This window comes from Streptomyces sp. I05A-00742 (assembly GCF_013055795.1).
In the GTDB taxonomy this organism is placed as follows: Bacteria; Actinomycetota; Actinomycetes; order Streptomycetales; family Streptomycetaceae; genus Streptomyces.
The window spans coordinates 15,664-29,686 of record NZ_JABETO010000027.1; the positions used below are offsets into that span (position 1 = coordinate 15,664).

Sequence of the window (14,023 nt, forward strand, 5' to 3'; positions counted from 1 at the left end):
TCGGAAGCGGAGGGTTCCACGTCGTGACCACGGCTCCTCACGCCGCGTGACACGCGAACCCGCCCGCGCGGGACGTACGGAGGACCGCACCCCAACGCGCCCGGGGCAGCGGCTTCCTGTGACGCCGTTCCGCGCCCACTATCAGCGCAAAGGCCCGGATCGAGAACGAGAGAGAGCGACCCGTGAAACTGAGGAACTTCCGCCTCGCCCCGGCGGCGGCGGTGGTCACCGCGGGACTGCTGTTCGTCGGCACGGCGGGGACGGCTGTCGCGGCCCCGTCGGTGAAGTCCGCGAGCGCGACGAGCAGCGCGGTGATCGAGGAGGCGCAGGCCTCGTGGAGGGCGGACGGCTGGTACCGCAGTGAGCACTCGTGCCGCGACGCCGGCAAGAAGGGCAAGCGCCAGGGCAAGTGGCGCGACTACCGCTGCAAGTACGAGGAAAGGCACCACGGCCGCCACGACTACCAGTGGCACCTGTACTACCGCCGTTGAAGGACGGACGGGTACCCTGCCGCGCTCTGGGCGGGGGCTCCGGTGGATCGGGGCGGTTTTCGGCCTGAAAACGCTGCCGAAGGCGCCCTGATCCACCGCTTTTGCATGCCCGGCGCACGGCACGGCGGACGCGGACGGCAGGTCGCCGGCCGCGCTCCTCGCGCCCCGCCCGCACCACCCCGCACTCCACGGCCCCCATGACCTCCATGGCCGGTTTTCCCCCTCCCCACCACTCCGTTCCGGATTCCGCTCAACGGGAGGGCCTGTCGACGAAGTCCTGTCATCTGTACGCACCGGAACATCGCTCCTGAACGGAGAGACAGATGACCGCAAGGACAGTGCACAGGACCCTGGCCGCCCTGGCAGCCGCCGCCACCCTGGCCGCGACCGCCGTCACGTCGGCCGCCGCCGCTTCGCCGGGCGGCGGGCGCGGGCCGCACGGGGCGACGCAGGCCGCGCTGGAGGCCCAGGTGGAGGCCGGAGTTCCCGGCGTGCTCGGGGAGGCGCGGGACCGGGACGGGAAGTGGTACGGCTCCGCGGGGGTCGCCGACCGCGACACGCACCGGAAGCGGCTGCCCGGGGACCGCTTCCGGGTCGGCAGCATCAGCAAGGTGTTCAGCTCGGTCGTGCTGCTCCAGCTGGAGGCGGAGGGCAAGCTCAGCCTCGACGACACGCTGGAGCGCAGACTGCCGGGCACCGTCCGGGGCAACGGGAACGACGGCAGCCGCGTCACCCTCCGGCAGGTGCTCAACCACACCAGCGGCATCTTCAACTACACCGACGATCCCGCCTTCCAGAAGACCCTCACCACGGACTTCTTCAAGCACCGCTTCGAGACCCGGAAACCGGCCGAGCTCCTGCGCACCGCCCTGGCCCACCGGCCCGACTTCCGTCCGGGCGAGGGCTGGAACTACTCCAACACCAACTACGTCCTGGCCGGAATGGTCATCGAGAAGGTGACCGGCCACTCCTACGCGAGCGAGATCGAGCGCCGCGTCCTGAAGCCGCTGGGGCTGCGCGCCACCACGCTGCCGGGCACCTCCGCCCGGATGCCCGCCCCGCACGGCCGGGGCTACAGCAGGCTCTCCGACGATCCCGACGCGAAGATCTACGACACCACCGAGCTCAATCCGTCCTGGGCCTGGGCCGCCGGCGAGATCATCTCCACCACGGGGGACCTCAACCGCTTCTACGGCGCCCTGCTGGGCGGCAGGCTCCTGCCCGAACGGCAGCAGCGGGAACTGCTGACCACCGTGCCGACCGGCGGCGACGCCGACGGTTCCGGGTACGGACTGGGCATCTCCCGGGCCACCCTCTCGTGCGGCGCGCCCGTCTGGCTGCACAGCGGCGGCATCCACGGCTCCACGTCGCTGGCCGTCTCCTCGCCCGACGGACGGCACACCGCCGCGTTCAACCTCAACGGCGACTGGGCGGGCGACCTGGCCGCCCTCGTCGAGGCCGAATACTGCGGCAAGGCACAGCCGTCGGCGGCGGCCCGCGGGGCGATCGACCGGTTGACCTCGCTGCGCTGACGCCGGTGGGGCCGATGCCCCGCAGCAGAGCGGCCGTCCCGCCCGTCGAATCGGCCTGCCGGAGCGTCGACGGGTGCGGGCGGCCCCGCCCACACCGGCCTCACGGATGCGGCACCACCGCCACCGGGCAGGACGCGTGGTGCAGGGCGGCGAGGGCGACAGGGCCGAGGCGGTGGACTCCGTGGCCGCCGGGCAGCCGGCGTCCGACGACCACGAGTTCCGCCCCGGCGCTGTGCGCGAGCAGCACCTGCGCCGCACTGCCCATGTCGACGTGCTCGACGACCTCGACCCGCGGGTGGCGCTCGCGCCACGGGCGCAGCGCGTCGCCGAGGCCCTGCTCCTCGCGTCCGCCCATTCCCCCGTCCTCGTCGGCGAGTTGGTAGGAGCCGGGGCTCCAGGCGAAGACCGGGGGAACCGTCCAGGCCCGTACGGCCCGCAGCCGCGCGCCCCGCCGGGCCGCGGCGGCGAACGCGAAGTCCAGGACCGCGGCGCCGCGTTCCTCCAGGTCCTGCACGCCCACGACCACATCGCCCGCGGGCCCGGGTCCCGCCGCCCGCCCGTCCCCGTGCGGGCCGCGGACTACGACGACCGGGCCGGTCGCGTGGCGCAGCACGTGCAGGCCGACGGATCCGAGCAGGTGGCCGACGACGGTGCCGTGGCCCCGTGAGCCGAGGACGAGCAGGTCGGCCCCGGCCGCCTCGGCGATGAGGGCCGGTATCGGCTCGGCGGGCAGCAGCCGGGTGGTGACGGTCAGTTCGGGGAAGTCCTTGGCCACCCTCTCCCCGGCGTCGCGCAGGACGTCGGCCGTCCGGCGTTCCCGTGCCGCGGCCTCCCCGGCGGGAACCACGTGCCGGGGGCGGCGGACCGCGGCGTGCGCCAGGCAGAGGCCCGTACCGCGGCGCGACGCCTCGGCCGCCGCCCAGTCGGCGGCGGCGAGGCTGTGGTCGGTTCCGTCGACTCCGACGGTGATGGTGCCGGGCATGGGCCCTCCTGGTGACGTGGGCGGAACGGCTGCCACGCCCCAGCCTGGGGCGGCGACGGCCGCCCGCCGAGGGGCCGAAGGTCCCTCGCCCCGGCCGGACGGCCCACCGCCGGCGGCCGGCTCACACCTTGTGCACCGCGGCTCGCAGCGCCGCGGCCACCCGGCGGGTGTCGTCCTCGGTGGTCTGCCAGTTGCTGAAGGCCGCTCGCAGCGCGGGCACGCCGTCGAGGACCGTGGGGGTGAGGAACGCCTCGGCGGCCAGCTGGTCGGCGAGTGCGGTGATCCGTTCGGCGGTGGGGTTGTCGGCGAGGGTGAAGCAGACGACGTTCAGGCGGACCGGTGCCAGGAGCCGCAGGCCGGGGGTGCTGTCGACGGCGTCGCCGAGGGCGCGTGCGCAGGCGACGCACCGTTCGGTGATCTCGCGGTGGCCGTCCTGCCCGTAGGCCCGCAGGGTGAACCAGGCGGCGAGGGCGCGCAGGCGACGGGAGTTCTCCGGGGTGAGATGGGCCATGTCGGGGGTGTCGCCGAGCGGGCCGAGGTAGGCCGCCGCGTTCTGGAAGACGCGCGTCTGCAGGTCGGGGCGGCGGGTGAACTGCACGGCGCTGTCGTAGGGGACGTTCAGCCATTTGTGCAGGTCGACGCAGATCGAGTCGGCCTGGTCGAGGCCGTCGACCAGGTGCGCGTGCTCGGGGGACAGGGCGGCGAAGGCGCCGAAGGCGGCGTCCACGTGCAGCCAGAAGGGGTAGCGCTCGCGCAGCGCGACGATGGCGCTCAGGTCGTCGAAGTCGACGGTGTTGACGGTGCCCGCGTTGACGACCACGACGCACGGGCCGTCGGCCTCGGCCAGCGCCTGTTCCAGCGCGGCCGGGTCGACGGCTTCCCGCCCGGGGAGGGTAGGCACCCGGACCAGGGCCCGGCGTCCCAGGCCGAGCATCGACAGCCCCTTGGCGATGCTCGAATGCGCGGCCCCCGAGAGCACCCGTACCGTGCCGAGCGCGCCCGCTCCGTGCTCGGCCGGCGAGACGCCCCGCTGCTCTCCGAGCCATTCGCGGGCGATGGCGAGGCCGACGGTGTTGGACATGGTGGCGCCGCTGACGAAGGTCCCGTGCTGCTGTCCGGACAGGCCGAACAGGGTCCGCAGCCAGCCGACCGTCTCGCGCTCCAGGTGCTGTCCCGCCCCGTCCAGGGACGACATGACGTTCTGGTCCCAGGTCGAGGTCAGCCAGTCGCCGGCCAGTGCGGCCGGCGTCGCCCCTCCGGTGACGAATCCGAGGTAGCGCGGTCCGGCGCTGGCCGAAAGCACCGGCTCCCAGCGGGCGGCGAATTCGTCCAGCGCCGTCTGCAGCCCCGCCCCCTGGGCGGGCAGCGGCTCCGGTTCCGGCAGTGCCACCGCGGGGACGACCTCCCGCTCGGAGACCTGGGCGAGCACGCCGGTGGCGTGCTGCTGGACGGCCTCCAACAGGTGCGGCAGTCCGTCACGGTCCGTGGTGAGCCGCGGGTGCATGGCCAGTCTCCGTTCGTGTCGTGTGATCACGACCGTACGGAGCCCGCCGGCCCGGCGCCTGGGCCAATCGTGGGAAACTGGACCAGTGCGGATAGGGGACGAGCAGCTGGTGCAGGCCCTCGGGCCGTGGCGGAACGCCGAGGCGTCGCTCAGCGCGGCGCTGGCCCGTGCGGTGCGGGAGGCCCTGGTCGACGGCCGTATCCGCGCCGGGAGCGAGCTGCCCGCCGAGCGCCGTCTGGCCGCCGCCCTGGGGGTGAGCCGCGGCACGGTGACGGCCGCCCTGGACCGGCTGCGGGATACCGGATGGGTCCGCACCCGGCACGGCAGCGCCAGCACGGTGCGGCTCCCCGAGGCCGCCGCGGAACGGATCGCCCCCCTGTCGGCGACCGGAGAGGCCGGCCCCCTGGTCGACCTGCGCCGGGCCGTTCCGGCCGCGCCGCAGGAGCTCTATCTGGAGGCGATGAGACGAGCCGTCGAGCGGGCGGGCCCCTTGCTGGCCGAGCACGGCGAACCGGGTCCCGGCATCCCGGAGTTGCGTGCCGCGATCGCCGCCCGGTACAGCCGCGAGGGCACCGCGACACGGCCCGGGCAGATCCTCGTCACCAGCGGCGCCCGGGCCGCGCTGACCCTCCTCGCGGCACACTTCCGGCCGCGCGTGGCGGTGGTGGAGATCCCCACCTTCTTCGACGCGCTCCGGGCGCTGCGTGCTCCCGGGACGCGGCTGGTGGGCTGCGGCGTCACCACCGACGGCTGGGACCCGGACCAGCTCCGGGACGCCTTCGCCGCCGCGCGCGGCCACCTCGCGTATCTGGTGCCCGACTTCCACAACCCGACGGGCGCGCTGATGCCCCCGCACATCCGCCGGACCGTGGCCCGGCTCGCCGCCGAGCATCAGGTGACCCTGATCGTGGACGAGACCATGCGCGACCTCGACCTGCGCGACCGGCCGGACCCCGAGCCCCGGGTGCGCGGCGCGCTGCTGATCGGCTCGACCAGCAAGTCCGTCTGGGGCGGCCTGCGCATCGGCTGGATCCGGGCCCCCGCCTCGCTCGTCAGGGAGCTGCGGGAGCATCCTCTGGCCGGGCCGCTGTCCGCGCCCCCGATGCAGCAGCTCGTCGCCGCCGAAGTGCTCGCCGACCTGGAACCGGTGCTCGAACGGCGCCGGCACGAGCTGCGGCAGCAGCGCGACCACATCGCCAACCTGCTCGCCGGCGACGGCCGTTGGCACTTCACCCTGCCCTCCGGCGGACTCGCCCTGTGGCTGCGGCTGACGACCGCCCTCGCCGACACCGTCGTGGAACGGGCCGGCCGGAACGGGGTCGCCCTCGCGGCGGGCCCGCGCTTCGCGGCCGACGGCACCCTCATCCACCATCTGCGCGTGCCCTACACCCCGCCCCGCCACGTACTCGACCGGATCGCCGCCGTCCTGGACGACGCCTGCGGGCACTGAACGCCAGTGACGTCAGCGGCTGAACGCCCATGACGCTCAGGGGCTGACCGCCAGCACCACGTACGCCGCCAGCAGGGACAGGTGAACGCCTCCCTGGAGGGGAGTGGCGCGGCCCGGGATCACCGTGAGGGTGCCGACGGCGACGGTGAGGGCGAGCAGGACCAGGTGGGTGGCGCCGAGGCCGAGGACGAGGGGGCCCTCCAGCCAGACGGAGGCCACCGCGACGGCCGGGATAGTGAGGCCGATGCTGGCCATGGCCGAGCCCAGGCCGAGGTTGAGGCTGGTCTGGACGCGGTCGCGGCGGGCGGCGCGGACGGCCGCGATGGTCTCCGGCAGGAGCACGAGGAGGGCGATGACGACCCCGACGACCGAGGCCGGCAGTCCGGCGGCGGCCACGGCGGACTCGATGACCGGGGAGACCCCCTTGGCCAGGCCGACCACCGAGACCAGGGCGACGGCCATCAGGCCGAGGCTGGTCAGGGCGGTCCGGGCCGAGGGCGGGTCGGCGTGGTCGTCGGTGTCGATGACCTCGCCCGCGGCGGTCACGGGCAGGAAGTAGTCGCGGTGCCGCACGGTCTGGGTCGCCACGAACAGGCCGTAGAGGATCAGCGCCGCGAGGGCGGCGAAGATCAGCTGGGCCGCGGAGAACCGCGGCCCGGGGGTGCTGGTGGTGAACGTCGGCAGGGCGAGGCTGAGGCCCGCCAGGGTCGCGACGGTCCCGAACGCCGCGGCGGTGCCCTCGGCGTTGAACACCGCCACCCGCCGCCGGAGCGCGCCCACCAGCAGGGACAGGCCGACGATGCCGTTGCAGGTGATCATCACGGCCGCGAAGACGGTGTCGCGGGCCAGGGAACTGCTCTTGTCGCCGCCGTCGGCCATCAGCGTGACGATGAGGGCCACCTCGATGACCGTCACGGCCAGGGCCAGGACCAGCGACCCGAAGGGCTCCCCGACCCGGTGGGCGACCACCTCCGCGTGGTGCACGGCGGAGAGCACCGCGGCGGCCAGGCAGCAGCTCACGAGGGCCACGAGCCCGGCGGACAGCGACCGTCCCCACGTCACCGCCAGGACGGCGGCGGCCAGGACCGGGGCGGCCGCCGGCCAGTGCGCCGCGAGGGAGCGGAACCGAGCGCTCATGGGCCGATCTTCGCAGATTGCCCTGTTTGCGCACTTTTTCCCTCCCGTCCCCTCTCCCTCCTTCGCCGACTCCGCCGCGTGACGATCACAGCGCGTGAAGCGATCGTCCGCATATCGGACGCCCGACTCACCCCTTCACCCGTTTGCCCATAATCGAGACCTCCCGATCTCGCATACTGGACAGGCGCGACCATGAGCCGGACACTGACACCCCCTTCCCCGCCCTCCGACAGCCCGCCCGCGGGCAGCCGGTCCACCGGCAGCGGGCCGGCCGACGGCCCGCGGCAGCAGGGCTCCCCGCTGTCGAACGGCCTCAAGCAGCGGCACCTGTCGATGATCGCTCTCGGCGGGGTCATCGGCGCGGGCCTCTTCGTCGGCTCCGGCGCGGGCATCGCCGCCGCCGGGCCCTCGATCGTGCTCGCGTACGCCGTTTCCGGCCTGCTCGTGATGTTTGTGATGCGCATGCTCGGCGAGATGTCCGCCGCGAACCCCGCCTCCGGCTCGTTCTCCGTCCACGCCGACCGTGCGATCGGTCCGTGGGCGGGCTTCACCGCGGGCTGGATGTTCTGGACGCTGCTGGTGGTGGGCGTGGCGATCGAGGCGATCGGCGCGGCCCACATCCTCCAGGGCTGGTTCCCGGGCACTCCGTCCTGGCTGTGGGTGCTGACCCTGATGGCCGTGTTCTGCGGCTCCAACCTGGGCTCCGTCTCGCGCTTCGGCGAGTTCGAGTTCTGGTTCGCCGCCCTGAAGATCGGAGCCATCGCGCTCTTCCTGGGCCTCGGCGTACTCGCCGTCCTGGGCGTCCTGCCCGGCAGCGACTCCCCCGGCACCGCGCACCTCCTGCACGACGGCGGATTCCTGCCCAACGGCATGGACGGACTGATGATCGGGCTCCTCGCCTCGGTCGCCGCCTACGGCGGTCTGGAGACGGTCACCATCGCCGCCGCCGAGTCCGAGAACCCCGTGCGCGGGGTGGCCAAGGCCGTCCGGACGACGATGTGGCGGATCGGCATCGTCTACGTCGGCTCGATGCTGGTGATCGTCACGCTGATCCCCTGGAACGACGGGGCCGTCACCGAGCACGGCCCGTACGCGGCCGTGCTGGAGCGGCTCGGGGTCCCCGGCGGCGGCCAGATCATGAACGCGGTCGTCCTCGTCGCGCTGCTGTCGGCGATGAACGCCAACATCTACGGTTCCTCGCGCATGGCCTACTCGCTGGTCTCGCGGGGGCAGGGCCCGGCGTTCCTGGGCAAGGTCTCCGGCGGGATCCCGCGCCGCGCGGTGCTCGCGTCGTCCGCGTTCGGGTTCTTCGCCGTCCTCCTCTCCTTCTGGTGGCCCACCACGGTCTTCGCCTGGCTGCTCAACATGGTCGGCGGGGTCGTGCTGGTCGTGTGGGGCTTCATCGCCGTCTCCCAGCTCGTGCTGCGCCGCCGGCTGGAGCGCGAGGCCCCGGAGAAGCTGGTGGTCCGGATGTGGGGCTTCCCGTACCTGACCTGGGTGACGCTGGCCGGGGTGGCCGGGGTGCTGGTCCTCATGACCCTCGACGCCGGCACCCGGGTGCAGTTGTACTTCACGGGCGGCCTGGCGCTGGCCCTGGCCGTCGTCGGCCGGCTGCGGCAGCGCACCGGGAGGCGCTGACCGCCCGTCCTTCCGCCGGAGGCCGGTTCCCGCCCGCAGCGGGGACCGGCCTCCGGCGTCCGCGCGCGGCGCCCGGCGGCCCCGCGTAGGGCACGTCACAGGAATAGCGGGCGGACCTCCGGGCAGCCGCCCCTCCAGAGATCGATTCGTGACGACGCATCGGACGCGCCACGCACCACGTCGTCACCCCGCGGGCCCATCCTTCGACAGCACGAGAGAAAGGACCGACATGTTCTTCCTTGTCCTGGCCCTCTTTCTGCTCGGCGTCCTGACCGGGACGGCCGCCCATGTGCCGCTGCCCGTGACCCTCGTCTCCGCAGCGGCGATCCTCGCCTGGCTGGGCGTCTTCGCGGTACGGGAACGGGAACGCCGGGCGCACCGGCGGAACCGGTGAGGGGGCCCACATCATGAACCTCTTCTCGCCCGTCGACACCCGTGACCGCACGCGTACCGCCGCGGAGCCCCGAACCGGCCGTGCGGACCGCGCAAGCCGCCCCGACCGGAGCAGTCGGCGACGGAACGCCGACTTCATGGCCGTCACGTCGTTCGTGACGGGCCTGCTCGGACTGCTCATCGCCAATGTCGTCTTCGGCCCGTGCGCCATCGCGCTGGGCGCCGCCGCCCTGGCCCGGGGCACCACCCGTCGATTCCGGGCCTGGCTGGGCATGACGTTGGGCGTCGTCGGTCTGGTGGTGTTCGTGGTGCTCTCGGTGGCGGAGGGCACACCCAGCTGGGCGTTCTGAGGCCGCCGGTGGGCGCATGGTTGACACCTTGTTGGTCTGAACCAACCATGCGGTCATGTCAGGACGCCGCGCACTCGCCCGCCTTCTCCCCCTCCTGCTCCTCGTGGTGCTCGCGGGGCCGTTCGGCTCCGCCGCCGCCCACGGTGCCGGGCGGCCGCTGCCGCCCGTCGTCTCCCGGGTGCCGACCCACGACAGGGTCGTCTTCCTCACCGTCGACGACGGCTGGTACCGCGATCCGGCGGCGGCCGGGATCCTGCGCGACCGCCGGGTACCGGTCACGCTGTTCCCGCTCCCCGGCGCGGTCGACCAGGACCCCGGATACTTCCGCGAGCTGACCGGGGGCCGCCGGTCCGCCGTCGGGAACCACACCGTCGGCCACCCCGACCTGCCGACCCTCGATGCCGCGGCCCAGCGGCAGGAAATCTGCGCGGCCCGCGACCGGTTGGCCCCCGTCTTCGGACGGGCGCCCGGCCTGCTGCGCCCGCCCTTCGGCCACCACGACGACACCACCCGGGCCGCCGCGCGCCGGTGCGGCGTCCGCGCCCTGGTCACCTGGACGCACGACTTCACGACCTGGACCGACACTCCCCCGCCGGTGCCCCGGCTCCGGCGGGGGGACATCGTCCTGCTGCACTTCACACCGACCCTGGCCGCGGACCTCACCCGCGCCCTCGACGCCGCACGGGAGGCAGGCCTCACACCCGCCCCGCTCGGGAGGTACGTGCGGTAGGAGGCGGCCCGACACATCAGAACTCCGCGAGCACAGCCGGGAGTTTGCGCATGTCCTCGATGACCACCGTGTCCGGGCCCTCGAGCCAGGCGGCCGGTGTGAGACCGCCGGCGTAGCCGACGGCGCGCATGCCGGCCGCGCGGGCGGCCCGGACGCCGTACTTGCTGTCCTCAACGACGACGCAGGCGCCGGGGTCGACCCCCATCCGTGCCGCGGCGTGCAGGAAGAGGTCGGGCGCGGGCTTGCCCCGGGCGACCTCGGGCGCGCTGTGGACGCGCCCCGCGAACCGGTCGTGGAGGCCGGTGCGTCCCAGCGTGTGGCGCATCTTCTCGTGGGTGCCGCTGGAGGCGACGCACGTCGGCAGGGTGATCTGGTCCAGTGCTCCCACGATGCCCTCGACGGGGGTGATGTCCCGGTCAATGGCCTCCCGGAGGAGCTCCGCGAAGCGTTCCGTCCACACCGCGGCCCCCTCGGCGCCGAGCCGGAGGGCGATCTGCTCGGCGATGGACGTGTGGGACCGTCCGACGAACCTCTCGATCACCTCGGCGGGGGTCAACGGCCAGCCGAGCTCCGCCCCGAGGGCGACGTTCACGCGGACGGCGAGGGGTTCGCTGTCCACCAGGACACCGTCGCAGTCGAAGATGACAAGGCCTATGGGATCGATCATCGCGTCAGGCCAGCGCGCACCCGCCCCCCGTCGGCTCCGGAGGCCGGGACGGGACGCGTGCGCGTCCAGTACGAGCGGGCGGCGATCAGCAGGGCGACGCCGTAGCCGGCGAAGGCGCCGAATCCGATCCACCCCACCTGCAGGGCATCGGCCGAAGAGGCGAAGTCGCCGCGCCGGATGTCCACCGCGCCGGCGGTGGCGAGGGTCAGATAGCCGATCCCGGCGATCCCGTAGGGCACCAGGGTGGCCGCGCCGAGGACGGCCGGGGTGAGCGGCAGCCAGCGCGGCACCCTCCGGCCGCTCAGGACGAGCGTCCAGCGGGGGAAGACCTGTCCCCAGGGCCGGACGAGCCCGAAGAGCAGGAACACGCCGATCGCGGCGAGCAGCACGGTGCCGTCCACGCCCCAGGACTCCAGGGTGAGCCAGAGCCCGGAGGCCCCGTTGCGCTCGGCGGCGGCGTGCATCTCCGCGCCGCTGGTCCCGGCGAACGTGCCGCCCAGCACCCACGTGAGCTTCATCGCCGCGTACGGGAGGAAGGCCGCCGTCCCGCCGTACGCCGCCAGGTGGACGCGGCGCGACGCCGGCGACGGCCGGGGCCTGGTCAATGCTCCGGCCCGGCGGCGGGAACCATGGGCGACGGCCCGGTGCGCGTGGGCGGTGGCGGCGAGCAGGACCGCGCCCAGCGCTCCCAGCACGCGCAGGACGGTGACGGGAGGATCGTCGACGCCCTGTCCGAACAGCAGCGTCACCACGTCCATCAGCAGGGCGAACGCCGTGAGCACGGACAGTCCGCAGGCCACCCGGAGCACCACCCGCACAGCGGGCCGTCCGTCTCCCCGCAGCACGGCCACGGCCCCCGCGCCCGCCAGTACGGCCGCCCCGAAGGCGAACCACCCCAGCCCCACCGGCCCCCGGCCGCCGTTGAGCCCGGAGAGCGGCGCGTCCAGCGCGGAGGCGAGGGCGAAGCCGCCGTGCGCCACGGCCCAGTACAAGGTGGCCCGGCCGGGACGGCGGGGGTCCGCGGACCACCGTTCTCCCCAGGCGAACCTTTTCGTCGGGTATGCAACGTCAGACATGCGCTCAACTTCGCACCCGCACCGGGCGGAGACGTCGGCCGCACGGATGGTCCGCCTCCGCCCGGCGGCGGACCGGCCGGGCCGCCCCCGGTATCACGTCCGTGGCACGTGGACCGGGAAGGACGACTGGAAGGCGAGCCGGTCGTCGGCTCCCTCGCCGATACGGCCGAGCAGTTCGTCGAGCGCGAGGTATTCCTCCCAGTGCTCTCGGCCCGTCGCCCCGGCCAGCCGCGATATCAGGAGGTCTTCGAGTTCCGGGACGCGTTTGTTCTTCCAGACCTTGTCGGCCGTGCTCACCAGCAGGTCTTCCAGCGTCGTGCCGGGATCCGTCCAGGAGGCGTGGGTGCCGGCAAAGCGGGCCCGTTCCGGGGCGAACCCGTGGGCCAGCAGCAGTTCCCGTCCGGCCTCTTCGTGTGCCGATCCAGGACCGGTCAGTTCGGTGACGTGCACCGTCTTGCCGATGTCGTGGGTCGCCGCTCCGAAGAGAACGGCCTCGCGGTCGACGACGACGTCCGGGTGGCGGTCCTCCAGCCACGCGAGGAGTTGGCACGCCACGTCGTGAACGGCACGCAGGTGGGCGGCCAGCCGTGGCGGGGCGTCGAGCGCGTGGAGCAGGTCCCCCACCGCGGACGGAAGCGGCGGCAACGATGGGTCGGCGGGGGCGTGCAGGGCTCGGGACAGGGCGTCGGATCGCTTCACCGCGTCAGTGTAGGGACGCGCTTCGCGGGACGGACGGAGACGGAGGCTACGGGGGCGAACTCGAAGTCGAGCAGCGCGGTGACCTCGCCGTCGTGCCACAGGGTGTTGGGGGTGCAGAAGTCGCCGTGGTTGAGCGCCTTCGGCGCCCCCGGGAGAGCGGACCGATTTCCGGGGGCCGTACGCCGTCCGCCCCGCCGGGGTGGTGCGGGGACGGACGGGGCGGGCGGGGCGCCGGGTCAGTCGACCCGGACCTCCTCCAGGCCCAGGTACATCACCTTCGGCTGGGCCGGGTTGAAGGCGATGGCCGAGATGCCGTCGAAGGCGTTGTGGGACTTGGTGACCTTGCCGGTCCGCGCGTCGTACCGGTACAGGTCGGTCCCGTAGCCCTGGAAGTAGGTGCCGTACTCGAAGTAGAGCACGTTCGGGTCCACAGGGCTCGGGGCGAGCAGTGTGCTGTTGGTCAGCTCGGTGTCCCGGGTGTCGTCGACGATCCGGGTGTAGGTCCGGCCGCCGTCGGTGGACCGGTACAGGTGGCGGCCCTCGGCGCCCGAGCTGGGAGCGGCCTCGACGAGGTCGATGCCGAGGGCGTAGACCACGGAGGGGTCGGCCGGGGAGAGGACCGCCGAGAAGAGGTTCGCGTTGCCGCCCGGGGTGGCGGAGAGACCGGTGGACGGGATCCACGTGGCTCCGCCGTCGGTGGTCACCGCGCCGCCGGTCGCCATGCCGCCCGCGACGGCGTGGTTCAGGTCGGTGGGGTCGAACGTCACGGAGTAGACGCTCGCCTCCTCGCCGAAGGCGAGCTTGCCGACCGGCTTCCAGCTCGCACCGGCGTCCGTCGAGTCGAACAGCTGCCCGTCGCTGCCGGCGAGCCGGAGGTGTCCGGGGCGCGCCTTGTCGGTGCCCACGCCGATGATGTCGCCGGTGGGCGAGGTGAGCTTGGTGACGTTCCCGCCGTCGACGCGGGCGAGGTAGCGGCCGCTCTTCTCCCAGGCGTAGGCCCGGCCGCCGGGCGCGGCGGTCAGCCAGGTGGAGCCGCTGTCCAGGGTGGCGATCCGCGTCCAGGTGCAGCCCGCGTCGGTCGAGCGCTGCAACTCGCTGTTGTGGGTGGCGAGGAGCGTGTTCGGGGTGTCCAGCGCGACCAGTCCGTGGGTGTAGCTGACGGACTTGAGGGTGCCGGTGGTCGGCGCGACGGTGGCGCCGTCGTCGGCGGTGAAGGTGACGGATCCGTCACCGGTGACCCGGGTGCACGACGGGGCCGTCCAGCCGCCGGCGGGGCCTGCCGCCTGGGCGACGGGCGACTGAGCGAGGACGAAGGTGGCGACGGCCGCGGTGACGGCCCATCCCATCCGCTTCACGATCTCTCCCTTGTGGGGC

At 73.7% G+C, this 14,023-nt stretch carries 14 protein-coding genes and 1 pseudogene; 7 read left to right on the forward strand and 8 right to left on the reverse strand.

What is annotated here, in order from left to right; all coding sequences use genetic code 11:
- Positions 1-182: 182 nt before the first annotated feature.
- Together HN013_RS22850 and HN013_RS22855 are read left to right on the forward strand one after the other, a co-directional pair.
- Complete coding sequence (locus tag HN013_RS22850) at positions 183-491, forward strand: hypothetical protein (protein WP_171169190.1); 309 nt, start codon at positions 183-185, stop codon at positions 489-491.
- Positions 492-814: 323 nt separating this feature from the next.
- Positions 815-2,023 (forward strand): serine hydrolase, encoded by a 1,209-nt coding sequence (locus HN013_RS22855; protein ID WP_171169192.1) that lies wholly within the window; start codon positions 815-817, stop codon positions 2,021-2,023.
- 100 nt (positions 2,024-2,123) lie between these two features.
- Here HN013_RS22855 and HN013_RS22860 read toward each other — a convergent pair whose 3' ends face one another.
- Together HN013_RS22860 and HN013_RS22865 are read right to left on the reverse strand one after the other, a co-directional pair.
- Entirely contained in the window at positions 2,124-3,005 is an 882-nt protein-coding gene (locus HN013_RS22860; protein WP_171169194.1) for a universal stress protein, read from the reverse strand.
- Positions 3,006-3,126: 121 nt separating this feature from the next.
- Positions 3,127-4,509 (reverse strand): pyridoxal-dependent decarboxylase, encoded by a 1,383-nt coding sequence (locus HN013_RS22865; protein WP_171169196.1) that lies wholly within the window; start codon positions 4,507-4,509, stop codon positions 3,127-3,129.
- 85 nt (positions 4,510-4,594) lie between these two features.
- Here HN013_RS22865 and HN013_RS22870 point away from each other — a divergent pair, with 85 nt between their 5' ends.
- The gene (locus HN013_RS22870) at positions 4,595-5,959 is read left to right on the forward strand and encodes a PLP-dependent aminotransferase family protein (protein WP_312018690.1); all 1,365 of its coding nucleotides are present in this window, start codon (positions 4,595-4,597) and stop codon (positions 5,957-5,959) included.
- Between the two features lie 36 nt (positions 5,960-5,995).
- Here HN013_RS22870 and HN013_RS22875 read toward each other — a convergent pair whose 3' ends face one another.
- Positions 5,996-7,096 carry a calcium:proton antiporter gene (locus HN013_RS22875; protein ID WP_171169200.1) on the reverse strand — a complete coding sequence of 367 codons (1,101 nt, stop codon included), beginning with the start codon at positions 7,094-7,096 and terminating at the stop codon, positions 5,996-5,998.
- Between the two features lie 192 nt (positions 7,097-7,288).
- On the opposite strand from HN013_RS22875, the gene HN013_RS22880 reads away from it, so the two are divergent.
- From HN013_RS22880 to HN013_RS22895, 4 genes are all read left to right on the forward strand, one after another.
- Positions 7,289-8,734, forward strand: coding sequence for an amino acid permease (locus HN013_RS22880; protein ID WP_171169202.1), 1,446 nt, complete (start codon positions 7,289-7,291; stop codon positions 8,732-8,734).
- Between the two features lie 229 nt (positions 8,735-8,963).
- A complete protein-coding gene (locus HN013_RS22885) occupies positions 8,964-9,128 on the forward strand; it encodes a hypothetical protein (RefSeq protein ID WP_171169203.1) in 165 nt (54 codons plus the stop codon).
- A 136-nt stretch (positions 9,129-9,264) separates the two neighbouring features.
- Positions 9,265-9,477, forward strand: coding sequence for a DUF4190 domain-containing protein (locus tag HN013_RS22890; protein WP_171169205.1), 213 nt, complete (start codon positions 9,265-9,267; stop codon positions 9,475-9,477).
- A 55-nt stretch (positions 9,478-9,532) separates the two neighbouring features.
- Positions 9,533-10,207 carry a polysaccharide deacetylase family protein gene (locus tag HN013_RS22895; RefSeq protein WP_171169207.1) on the forward strand — a complete coding sequence of 225 codons (675 nt, stop codon included), beginning with the start codon at positions 9,533-9,535 and terminating at the stop codon, positions 10,205-10,207.
- A 16-nt stretch (positions 10,208-10,223) separates the two neighbouring features.
- Here the strand turns inward: HN013_RS22895 and HN013_RS22900 are convergent, their stop codons facing one another.
- The 5 genes and pseudogenes from HN013_RS22900 to HN013_RS22920 form a co-directional block, all read right to left on the reverse strand.
- On the reverse strand, positions 10,224-10,874 hold the full coding sequence (locus HN013_RS22900) for an HAD family phosphatase (RefSeq protein ID WP_171169209.1): 651 nt from the start codon (positions 10,872-10,874) through the stop codon (positions 10,224-10,226).
- Positions 10,871-11,950: a hypothetical protein gene (locus tag HN013_RS33200; RefSeq protein WP_249375276.1), complete on the reverse strand. Its 1,080-nt coding sequence runs from the start codon at positions 11,948-11,950 to the stop codon at positions 10,871-10,873. The genes HN013_RS22900 and HN013_RS33200 overlap by 4 nt, the downstream gene beginning before the upstream one ends.
- A 93-nt stretch (positions 11,951-12,043) precedes the next feature.
- Positions 12,044-12,649 (reverse strand): HD domain-containing protein, encoded by a 606-nt coding sequence (locus HN013_RS22910; protein WP_312018691.1) that lies wholly within the window; start codon positions 12,647-12,649, stop codon positions 12,044-12,046.
- Positions 12,646-12,792: pseudogene (locus tag HN013_RS22915) on the reverse strand (phosphotransferase); the annotation flags it as partial. The gene HN013_RS22910 and the pseudogene HN013_RS22915, both read right to left, overlap by 4 nt.
- 93 nt (positions 12,793-12,885) lie before the next feature.
- Positions 12,886-13,995 carry a dispase autolysis-inducing protein gene (locus tag HN013_RS22920; protein WP_171169287.1) on the reverse strand — a complete coding sequence of 370 codons (1,110 nt, stop codon included), beginning with the start codon at positions 13,993-13,995 and terminating at the stop codon, positions 12,886-12,888.
- Positions 13,996-14,023 lie beyond the last annotated feature (28 nt).

Coding starts and splice junctions, on each gene's coding strand:
- HN013_RS22890 (WP_171169205.1), top strand. CDS start 9,265: ATGGCCGTCACGTCGTTCGTGACGGGCCTGCTCGGACTGCTCATCGCC.
- HN013_RS22855 (WP_171169192.1), top strand. CDS start 815: ATGACCGCAAGGACAGTGCACAGGACCCTGGCCGCCCTGGCAGCCGCC.
- HN013_RS22900 (WP_171169209.1), bottom strand. CDS start 10,874: ATGATCGATCCCATAGGCCTTGTCATCTTCGACTGCGACGGTGTCCTG.
- HN013_RS22895 (WP_171169207.1), top strand. CDS start 9,533: ATGTCAGGACGCCGCGCACTCGCCCGCCTTCTCCCCCTCCTGCTCCTC.
- HN013_RS22920 (WP_171169287.1), bottom strand. CDS start 13,995: ATGGGATGGGCCGTCACCGCGGCCGTCGCCACCTTCGTCCTCGCTCAG.
- HN013_RS22875 (WP_171169200.1), bottom strand. CDS start 7,096: ATGAGCGCTCGGTTCCGCTCCCTCGCGGCGCACTGGCCGGCGGCCGCC.
- HN013_RS22885 (WP_171169203.1), top strand. CDS start 8,964: ATGTTCTTCCTTGTCCTGGCCCTCTTTCTGCTCGGCGTCCTGACCGGG.
- HN013_RS22880 (WP_171169202.1), top strand. CDS start 7,289: ATGAGCCGGACACTGACACCCCCTTCCCCGCCCTCCGACAGCCCGCCC.
- HN013_RS33200 (WP_249375276.1), bottom strand. CDS start 11,950: ATGTCTGACGTTGCATACCCGACGAAAAGGTTCGCCTGGGGAGAACGG.
- HN013_RS22865 (WP_171169196.1), bottom strand. CDS start 4,509: ATGCACCCGCGGCTCACCACGGACCGTGACGGACTGCCGCACCTGTTG.
- HN013_RS22860 (WP_171169194.1), bottom strand. CDS start 3,005: ATGCCCGGCACCATCACCGTCGGAGTCGACGGAACCGACCACAGCCTC.